Annotated in this window: 7 protein-coding genes; 5 read left to right on the top strand and 2 right to left on the bottom strand. The window is 59.1% G+C overall.

Features of this window, described 5'->3' with window-relative positions; all coding sequences use genetic code 11:
- Positions 1-1,122: 1,122 nt before the first annotated feature.
- The 5 genes from P0D89_RS48235 (at position 1,123) to P0D89_RS48215 (ending at position 5,845) form a co-directional block, all read left to right on the top strand.
- Complete coding sequence (locus tag P0D89_RS48235) at positions 1,123-1,785, top strand: phosphatase PAP2 family protein (RefSeq protein ID WP_408369468.1); 663 nt, start codon at positions 1,123-1,125, stop codon at positions 1,783-1,785.
- Positions 1,786-2,150: 365 nt separating this feature from the next.
- Positions 2,151-3,056: a S1C family serine protease gene (locus P0D89_RS48230; RefSeq protein WP_408369481.1), complete on the top strand. Its 906-nt coding sequence runs from the start codon at positions 2,151-2,153 to the stop codon at positions 3,054-3,056.
- Positions 3,057-3,074: 18 nt separating this feature from the next.
- Positions 3,075-3,743, top strand: coding sequence for a LuxR C-terminal-related transcriptional regulator (locus tag P0D89_RS48225; RefSeq protein ID WP_408379037.1), 669 nt, complete (start codon positions 3,075-3,077; stop codon positions 3,741-3,743).
- 201 nt (positions 3,744-3,944) lie between these two features.
- Complete coding sequence (locus P0D89_RS48220) at positions 3,945-4,598, top strand: ureidoglycolate lyase (protein ID WP_408369472.1); 654 nt, start codon at positions 3,945-3,947, stop codon at positions 4,596-4,598.
- 293 nt (positions 4,599-4,891) lie between these two features.
- Positions 4,892-5,845, top strand: a complete 954-nt coding sequence (locus tag P0D89_RS48215) for a LysR family transcriptional regulator (protein ID WP_408369474.1) — start codon at positions 4,892-4,894, stop codon at positions 5,843-5,845.
- Here the strand turns inward: P0D89_RS48215 and P0D89_RS48210 are convergent.
- Both P0D89_RS48210 and P0D89_RS48205 read right to left on the bottom strand, forming a co-directional pair.
- Entirely contained in the window at positions 5,842-6,786 is a 945-nt protein-coding gene (locus P0D89_RS48210; RefSeq protein ID WP_408369476.1) for a cupin domain-containing protein, read from the bottom strand. The genes P0D89_RS48215 and P0D89_RS48210 overlap by 4 nt on opposite strands.
- A 719-nt stretch (positions 6,787-7,505) precedes the next feature.
- Positions 7,506-9,758 (bottom strand): SdiA-regulated domain-containing protein, encoded by a 2,253-nt coding sequence (locus P0D89_RS48205; protein WP_408369478.1) that lies wholly within the window; start codon positions 9,756-9,758, stop codon positions 7,506-7,508.
- Positions 9,759-10,387: the final 629 nt, after the last annotated feature.

The following is a 10,387-nucleotide window of genomic DNA, read 5'->3' as shown; positions in this document are numbered from 1 at the left end:
AGATTGCCGCAAGAGCAAGAAGGCGGCGCATGGACAGTTTTGCTACCGACGCTCGCTTCGCCGGCTCGATCCCCGATCTCCATGACAGTCACTGTTGTTCAACGTCTGGGATCGCATCGGGGAAAACGAGTTTGCCAATACCGTCACGGCGGCGCTTGCTGGTCTTTTCCCCGATGACCCGCCACTTTTCATGGTGCGCACGCCGCACGGCTATTTCGGCCCGCAAGTGATTTCACGCAACCTCGCGGATTCGGGCTTCAGCACGGCGCCACACTTCGAGACGATTGCGCCGCATAGCCGCGCGGCATCGGCTCGCGTGCCAGCCGTCGCCTATTGCCGGGGAACGTCATTGCGCAATGAGATTGATGCCCGTTCTGGCATAGGCATGGGCATCGCTACGTCAGCGTCCGCAACTGGGATCGCTGAGTGATTCGGCACGGGACCGGTCGACGAAAAGATCCAGGCGCACGTGGTCATCGCCCAGCGCTGACAGGCCCAGCATTGCCACGGCGTCTGAAGCCCGTGATCGACCCACACCAGCCCCTCACTTTCCTCGACAACAGTCATTCGCGAATTCCTCTTGACCCCGCTTGCCGGCTGTCGCATCCAGAGGAAGCGGACGTTGTCGCCATGGTTAAGATTTCCTTCAGATTCAGCCGGTAGCATGGGCCTAAGCTTCAGCCATATGCAGAGGTGTCTTGTAATTCAGTCCTCAAGACACTCCATCAGTGTCGATAGCTGTTCGAAAGGAAAGCGGAATAACTGCCAATATTTCCACTCGTCCATATCATCGAGCAACACTACGAAACCGTTCACGGTAGACATGCGTCGAGCCTATCTGCTGACGACATCACTTGCGCCCGTATTCATCGAGACCGTCGGTTAGCTATCCTACAGATTCGATTCAATAGCCGACGAATCAACTCGCAAATTGCTAGAGACACTATCTTCGACGCTCATCAAGACAACGAGAGATGGCCCTGTATCCAGGATGCGTTCGCAACGTCCGCATGAACTTGTAGAGCCAGTTCGGCTCCGGGAAAGATCGTCGCAAACATGTGTTGGTCGACCCCCGCGCGATATAGCTGGATGCAGTCCGCCAGGATCTTCCCAGGAGGTGTCATGCGCTTCTTTGGATCACCTGTTTCGCACAACCATACTGGTTATCGAGTCAGGCACTGGATTGCGGCTGCCACGCTCGGACTGTCTTCAGCCTGCGCGTATGCTGGCGGTGGCCCGCTCGGAATCGACCATGTATGGGCGTTGGACGAGCGCGGCATCTGGTCTCGGGACGTTCAACTTGCGCTTGAGTACACTGTCATCGCTACCGAATTGGGTGGCGCCTTATGGCTCGGCAACGACAACGAACTGGGCCACACCTTCTGGCAAACGTTGGACGCTTCGGCAATATCGGCGGTTGCGGCGCAAGGTTTGAAATACGCGTTTGGCCGTCCGCGCCCGAGTAGCGGACAGGGGCCGGATGTGTGGTTCCAGGGGACTTGCTGCCAGAGCTTCCCTAGCGGTGAAGTCGCGCTTCAGGCGAGCTTCGTCACACCGATCATTGTCAACTACTGGCGCCGGAATCCTTGGGTCTTCGCACTGGAGATTCTTCCCGCCTATGATGCCGTCGCCCGCATGAAGAGCCAGGCGCATTGGCAGACCGACGTGCTGGCCGGCTGGGCATTGGGCACGGTGGTCGGCTACTTCAGCACAACGTGGGAGACGCCGTTATTCGTTCAGATATTGCCGCACGGATTAACCGTGGGGTTTTCAAAACGGTTCTAGAGATAATTACTTGGTCCAACGCGCATCCTCGGATTGCGGGATCATTCAAATGTCTGGTCTTCCGACAATCGTGGGATCGCTCTCGCCTGAGAGCGCCGTTGAGTGTCCGCTATGTGGAACTATCGTCGACCGGCTCCTGCTGGCCGATCTCTGCCTCACGCTGCATAGTGAAGTCCGCACTGCATCTATCCGACTACCCGTTTGGGTGGTGTGCACCTCCAGTCCTTCTGTCATTGTGAACCCGTCGCCACCACGCTACCCGCAAAGGATAGATGAGTAATCGACGACGCGAGGCACAAGTAGGTCGTATCGCAATTGGCAGGAGACTTGAAATGGAAACTACATCCGCAAGCGGAAATCCTTTGATGGATCTCTCGGACAATCTGGCAGACATCGTCGGGCGAGTCGGGCGGAGCGTCGTGGCAGTACACGGCCGGCACCGCATGCCGTCAAGTGGGGTAATCTGGCGACATGGTGTCGTCGTGACGGCTGCGCACACGATCAGGCGTGAGGACGGGATCGAAGTCACATTGACCGACGGCCGTAAGGTCGCCGCAGTCCTCGCGGGCCTGGACTTATGCACCGACCTCGGCGTGCTGAGACTTGACGGAGTGGACCTGGACCCAGTCGATTCTGGCGATGCCCGCTCACTGAAGCCGGGACATCTTGCGCTCGCCGTCGCGCGTGCGGACGACCTCGGCGTCAGTGCTGATTTTGGCGTGATCGGCAGCACAGGTGGTCCTTGGCGCACGTGGAGAGGTGGACAGCTCGATGCGTTGGTGCGGCTGGACGGCGGTCTGCGCCCAGGTTTCTCCGGGGCGGCCCTCGCGGATATGCGCGGGCGGGTCATGGGCATCTGCACGTCCGCGCTTATGCGCGGTGCTGGGATGGTGATTCCCGCGATGACCGTGGAGCGCGTCACCGATGAACTGTTGGCTAAAGGGCGCGTCTCACGAGGCTACCTCGGCGTCGGCACGCAGCAGGTCAGCCTGCTGGATGCGTGGGTCAAGGAAATGAACCTGCCGTTCAGTAGCGGATTGCTGATCAATTCGCTTGCGCCAGGCGGTCCTGCGGAACAGGCGGGCGTGCTGATAGGCGATGTGCTGATCGAACTGGACGGCAAGCCTTGCCGCGACATGGACGACGTGCACGCCGCGCTGGACTCCGCAAGCATTGGACATCAGTTGCAAATCGCGTTGATCCGAGGTGGCGAACGCCACGTGTGTTCGGTAACGGTGGGCGAACGCCCACGGCGGAATTCGTGCAGGTGAGGTCCGGGAAGTAGCGAAATGTCGGATGGACAGATGGTACACGTGGGGCCAGTGTGGGTCGCGGTGATTGCGGCATCGTCGCAGGTGCGTGCAAGCCTGCAAATGCTTGTCGACGCAAACCCGGCACTTGGGTTCCTGGGTAGCGCAGCCGACGCCGAAACGCTCGTCGATTGCCTCGCCGGTTCAGTGCCGGATGTAGTCGTGGCCGACATCGAGCCGGATGCGAGCGACCCGCTCAAGACGCTATTCGAACTCGGGCACGCGCCACCGGCGCTCGTCCTGTTGAGCGATGACCCGGACAGCGACGGGATCCTTGATGTTCTGCCGGCCGATGCGGTGGCGTTCCTGCCTCGCAACGCGATGCCTGGCGAAATCGTCGTGTCCATCGAAGCCGTCGCCGCGGGCCTTTGCGTGCTGTCGCCCGACATCCTCGCAAGGCTGCTGGCCGGACGAAAACCGTCGCGCCAGACGGCGTCCGGCGAACCGTTCGAAGCCTTGACGTTACGCGAAATTGAAGTGCTAGCGATGCTCGCCGACGGACTCGGCAACAAGGAGATCGCGCGGCAACTCGACATCTCGGACAACACGGTGAAATTCCACCTTTCCTCCATCTTCGGCAAACTCGGCGCGACCAACCGCACCGAGGCGGTGATGCTCGGTATGCGGTACGGATTGGTCATGGTGTAGACCGACACGACGAGCCTACCACCCGCATCGACATTGTTCACTGCTCTCGCGACCTCGACCCGTCAGCCAACTTCCGTCCTCGACCCGTTTCCGACGTTCGGTCCGGCGTTACCACAGTGGCCGTTTTTACGTGTACGAAGGTCGGCTAAACGCCTTGTTCGAGCATCTGCGGTCACTCTCCGACTCGTGTAAACTGTGCCAATGTCCCAAGAGATCGATTACCTCAACCCCGCCCTTCCTCCCGGCCTCCGACGCGTATCGATGCCCGTGGTCGACGCGACCCCTACAACGCTTGATGGATTTGGCAGGCTTGTGACAGACCCGAGCGAGTGCCCGATCGAGATTGTGCAGTGGCCAGCGGTGGGGACAAGGCCCGTAGACCCTGGAACCGGTGATGAGGCTGGCACGACCGAAGGCACATTTGTCAGCGAATGGCGCGGGGATATTCTCTACGGTCGAAACGAGGCTGTGAGCGGTAACTACGTTCTTGCGTACGCAAGGGAACCTGAAGCGGCCCGCGACGACAACGCCAATGCTCCGGAACGCATGTTGCTTTGGCACGCGAACTACCACCCCGACGGCGGACAACTGTTCTTTCCTCTCGACTGTCTTCCGTTCTGCGTTCCACTGGCATTGCCGGGGGACGACATTGCGCCGGAGAAGTTCGTGTGCTTTCGCTTCGATGGACAGCAGGGTCTCTACATCCATCCAAATGTCTGGCATGAAGGTGTGTTCACTCTTAGAGGGACGCAGCGGTTCTTTGACAAGCAGGGCGCAGTCCATGCGCGCGTCTCTGTCGACTTTGCCCGTGAGTTTGGTTGTCTTCTCGAGGCGCCGATCGCCAAGGATGCCTAATCGTTTGGTTGAGGCGGCGATCCTCGCGGGAAAGTCTGTTACCCGAGGCGGATTCAACCGGTGGATGCAACACACTGAAGCGGACTTTCGCATTTCAACGCGGTGGCTTTGACTCTGCGATTGGCTCCTCTTCACGTTGGCTGTGCTATGCCAGTACACTACCCGTCTAAGCAAAAGCCGGATTATCCGGTTCGCGCCCATGCGCCGAGGGCTCGCACGAAGAGCGTTGCGCGGGTTCCGGTCCTCACCTCGTGAAGTTCCTTGCAGAACGTGTGATTCGCGTCAGAAATGCCATGGATTATTTTGCCGCGGTACGGGCCTTCGTTTGCGCAGCGGAAGTGCAGAGCTTCAGCAAGACGGCCCATGAAATGGCAGTCAAGACCTCGACCGTCTCGCGCTACGTGAGCGAGCTGGAAAAGGATCTGGGCATTGCCCTCTTTAACCGGTCGACACGGGGGCTCGTCCTGACGGAGGGCGGTAGGCTATTTCGTGAACACGCCCTGGTTGCCCTGCAGGCGCTCGAGGAGGCGCGCCAGGTTACGTCGTCACTGAATCGCACACCGCAAGGTGTGCTACGGGTCACGATGCCGCCGGCATTCGGGCGCCGGCATATCGTGCCGCATCTGCCGGCGTTCATGAAGCGCTACCCTGCCATCGGCCTCGACATCGTGTCGACCGATGAAACGCTCAATATGATCGAAGCTGGCATTGACGTGGCGATCCGTATCGGCGTGCTGGCCGATTCGTCATTGATGGCCAAACGCATTGCGCCGCATCGTCGTATCGTCTGCGGCAGTCCGGCGTATTTCGAGCGGAGCGGGATGCCTCGTGTCCCTGAAGATCTCGCCGCGCACGATGCGCTTCGCTTGTCCCTGCTGCCGGACGACAAATGGTCTTTCACTCACGCAGCAGATGTACACGCGTCGCCGGAGCATGTGGTGGTGGAATTGCAAGGGCGCTTGCGCGTAGACGACTCCGAGGCCGTGCTGGAACTCGCTGTGGCCGGCTGCGGGCTTGCTCTTCTGCCGACATGGCTCGCGGCTACGGCCCTGCGCGAAGGGCGCCTGCAGCACGCGCTGCCTGAATGGGAGGCGCGCACGGGGCGAGCCGAACCAGCGGTCTGGGCGGTCTACCCCCCGAAGAAAATCGTATCGTCAAAGGTGCGCGCATTCGTGGATTTCTACGCCGAGGTGATTGGCGAGCCGCCGTACTGGGATGACGGACTCGCGCTGGCGCTACAGCCTTAACGGGCGAAGCGGATATCGAGCGTGCGCAGCCAGGTCTGCAAGCCGGCATCCTGGATCGGAATCACATAGGCGTTCTCGTTTGTTTCATTGAAATGCGCGTGCCAGTATCCCGGCGGTGTAACGAACGCCATCCCAGCTTCCCAGTCGACGCGTGTTGGATTCGCGATATTGCCGTTCTCGTCCAGTTCTGTACCGACCAGCGTATAGACGCCTGGCTTGCCCCCGGCGATGAAGTCGAGTGCAATCGACTGGTGGCGGTGCGGCTTCTGCATTGAGTTGGGCGGCACAATGCCGAACATGGCCCACAAAACATGCGTGACCGTTCGCGTCTGCGGGAAATTGGCGTTGCCCATAAGCACGCTGATGCGGTTGCGGCGGCCCGCATTGGCTTCTTCCGAGACCTTGCGCAATTCCGCCTGCGCCTGGGCGGCCGGATAGAGGGTCGGTGCAAAGCGCGCCTCTACGCCGGTCGTGCCGAGATAGGTGAGCAGTGGCGCGTCGTTGACGTAATAGAGCGTGGCCGTCACGTCAGCGGACAGCACGGCGGCATCGCCGCCTGGCAGCGTGAAGAAATCGCCCTGCGCGAACGGGAAGCGGGTCTCGCCCTGCGTCACGCTCCCGGAGCCACTGATGACGTAGCAAACCTGCGAGGTTGCGTTCGGGGCGAGCGTCAACGCATCCCCCGCATTGATACGCAGGAAATTGGCGCACAGGCCGGGGCCGGTCGCGGGACCGGGGCAACCCAACTCCGCGGAAAGGTCGAGGGGTACGATGCGGGTTGCGCCGGTTGCGTAGAGCGACGGCGGGAAATTGCGGAAAGGCACGCGCGAGATAAGCTTCGCGCCGATCGGATTAGCTGACGACGTATATTCGAAGTATTGCGCGTCGAGGGTGACGGCAGCGGGTTCGGCGAAAGACGCCGGGGACGTCCTGGTCAACATAGATTGCTCCTTAAGACTGGGGAAGCTTCGTGCGGGGCCCGGAAGTTGCGGTTAGCGTCCGAAAGCTGAACCGACTATAGGCGTGGGTCGCTGGCCTCAGAAGAGGCGGACGTCGAAATCACCTTTGCGCAAATGGGTACGCCGTGCATCCGTTTCGGGGGCGGCGGGTTGTTCAGCACGGGGTCGGTATGCAGTGCATCGTCGGCAGCGGTTCGACCAGGAAGCGACGTTTAACAACGTCGTGTTGAATGGCAGAAATCTTAGCGACAGCGGAGTTTGTTTTCGGACGTTAATCGTCCGCTCTGGGTCGGCCTGCGACGGTCATCGTCTGGCTCAGCGCGGCCAATTGCGGACCTCCGTGGGCGTGATTCAATTCCCCCGCAGCCGACATTCGGTGTGACTTCGGGCTCGTAGACCATGCGCGTCATGTAGCGCGTGACGTAGAACCTACGCCGTGATCGAGAATCCCCCGCGTGAGAAGACTTGAGCCCGCCACGGCATCGGTGATGACTTGCGGCGCCTGTTAGCCACCAAGGGCGCTCAATCAGCAACCGGAAAAACGGTAACTGTGAGATGGCTTGAAGCACACGGCGATTGACCTTACATTGCCCTCTGTCACAGAGCCGCGTCACGAACTAACGCGTAAAGACCTTAAAAAAAAACCGCCCGACATAGTCGGGCGGTTCTTCGCCATACTCATGCCGCAAAGCGGCGGGAAATTACTGTCCAGGCGAACCAATCGACGCAGGTTTAAGCGGCTCGGCTATGCCGCCGTGCACGCCAACCGCTGCCTCAACATAGTTTGGCGTCGTTGTCGAAACGGTATCCCACACTGCGGAAACCTTCGCATTGCCGCCGACGAAGACGGCACCAGCATGATTTCCGGCGGCAACGAGGCTGGCATCTGCACCCGAGGCCGTTGGAATCGCTTTCGTCGTGCCGTCTCCCTGCGCCGCATCGATCGGTGCGCCGTAGTTCATTGCAGCCGCGACATTACCGTTCGCATCATAGACGATCACCGCATCGCCTTTACCCAAACCGATCGGATTCGTTGCATCGTTATTGACGTTCAACATCGCAAGGACCGGAACCGTGCCAGCGAGGCCCCAGGTTGCACGGAACGTATTTTCGTCCGTTCCGGGCACACCCGGCACAACGATCAGATGCTCACCCGGTGCAAGCATCGTACCGGCCGCAAATGCCGCGCTATTGTTGGCATCGTTGACGTCAGCATGACTGTCGCCCCACTTCCAGCCGGTCAGATCAATTGCCGTGCTGCCGTAGTTATAGATTTCAAAGAAATCCTGGCCTCCGTCTGCGTTCGAGTTCACCTCCGAGATCAGCACGGTCGGCGCTGGCGCACCTGCTGCTGCAGTCGTGAAGCTCTGCGTCGTGCCCGCATAGGCGTTGCCATACAGGTCAGTGATAACGCCACTGGCCAATTTTACGGTGTAGCGAGAACTATCCTGCAATGGTGCCGTCAAGGTGATGCTCACCCGACCGCCGTTGAATTTGACCTGGGTCGTGTCGTCAACGGACACATCGCGCGTATCGGAGCCGTTGCTGATAACAATGTTACCTGTGCCCGCCTGCACGACTTCGTTGAACGACAATGTCATGTGGTTGCCGATGATGCCTGTCGCGCCATCGACCGGCGCAGTGCTGGTCAATGTCGGGGCTGTGTGATCAACGGTACCAATCGCCTTGAACGAGAATGTCGACAAGTCGGACACGGCAGAGATATCGCCCCCCGCTGCCGTCTTGATCGCCCCCGTTGGATACGTGATGTGGTAGGTGGTGCCGGCAACCATGTAGAACTTCGGATGAATCTTCACCACATTACCGCTGAACGTCACTTGCGATGCGTCGCCCACAGGAATCGATCGCGTGTCGTCGGCGCCGTTACTGAGAACGATATTACCCGCACCCGCCTTCACCGATTGATCGAACGTCAGGTAGAGGTTGCTGCCAATGCCGACATTGTTCGTGCTGGTGGTTGGCTTGAAGATGGTCAGGCCTGGCAGACTCGGCCCCGCGGCCTGTTCACCAACCGCATAAATGGTACCGTCCGGGGCCATCGTCACTCCCTCATTCTGGGCAGTGGCACTCATATACAAGCTGCTCAGCAACTTGCCGGTACGATCCATCTTGACGATCTTGCCATCCGGCGCGCCGATGATGATGACGCTGTCGTAATCCGGAGCGTTGCTCGGTGCGATATTCGACAACGAGAAAACGTCATTGAACGCAGAAAGGCCCGTCTTGGCCGCATCGAACAGCACCGGAGGATTGTCTGTAGTTGGCAAGATGGGCGTACCGTTCGATGCTGTCGCCGACCCGCCTGCAAAATCGACTGCCATCTGGAAAATGCTGGTGGGCTGCGACTGGCGCACGGCAATGTAGCCGCCTGTTTTGGTATCGAAAGTAACACCCTCAATACCGACGTTGGCAACCGTTGTACCCAATTTGACGGACTGTACGTCTGCTCTGTGCAATGTTCCACCCGGAACGTAAGTGAACAGATCGACTTGACGGAGACGCTCTTCCACCAATACGAACTTGCCGCCACCGGCATAAGTGATGCCTTCAGTGTCCTCGAAGTCGCCGGCATTGAGAGTCATGGAATCGATAACGTGACCATCGCTCTTTGCAACCTGCACGACTGAGGTCGCTCCGTCGCCAACGACAAACAGCGAATCGGTATCCTTGTCATAGGTCACGCCGGATGCCTCGGCGTTCAACAGATTGGTGCCGGTCGTAGCGTACTGCAGAGGAAACATTGCTGTCTGCGTGTAGCTATTCAAATCATAGGTGCTTTGCGGATCGGCAAATGCAAGCGCAGGAATTTTGCTATCTACTACAGGCACAGCATTGCTGCCAGTGTCACCAACAGTGCTGCTGCCAATGTCGCCCCCGCCACATGCATTAAGACCGGCTGCGAGAATCGCAGAAATTAAGATTTTTCTTTTCACGGTATGGTAATAAATTGAAAGGTTGGTAAGAATCCGCGACCTTATCGGACTTGCATTGCATCTTCATGACGGCTTTGTTGCATAAGTCAGCCCGAAGACGGCATGGCCCATGCCCCAGACTGATCGATGAAACTGTACGAGAGCGTGCTCGGCTAAGAGCCGACATCTTTGATTTGGCGGTCGACGCTGCCCAACCCGAGATGCGTTTTGCAACCGATTTTCTGGCTGCCCCACCGCCTGATTTCAAGCGCAACGAGTACGACAGATTGACACGGTGTGCGACTACTGCGATCACATGGTTCGCTGCTACTCGGTCAAACCTAAGGACGTAGCGGGCCTACTTGGACTTCGGTGTCGCATGGCCAATAGGGGGCGGGCGGGGCCGGTGCTTTTGCGGCTACGGTGCGCGTGTCGGAGGCGATGTTCAACAACTACTTCCGCAGCTATAACCCGACTTTGCTAGCTATACGCAGAACGATCCGAAGGGTCTCGCGGCTGTCGCCGAACGACCCGTACGCGGCGGCATTGGCGGGTCGCTGCCGTTGTATTGTGTCGCTTGAATGGAGGGAGACGTGATATGAAGAATCCACCTAGTGTCGTGAGTTAGAAGTTCGTTAAATTAGTTGTTT

Origin of the sequence: Paraburkholderia sp. RL18-085-BIA-A (assembly GCF_046027075.1) — a bacterium.
Classification (GTDB): Bacteria; Pseudomonadota; Gammaproteobacteria; order Burkholderiales; family Burkholderiaceae; genus Paraburkholderia.
Note: the sequence above shows the minus strand (reverse complement) of the source record. Positions and strands in the feature narration are given on the sequence as shown.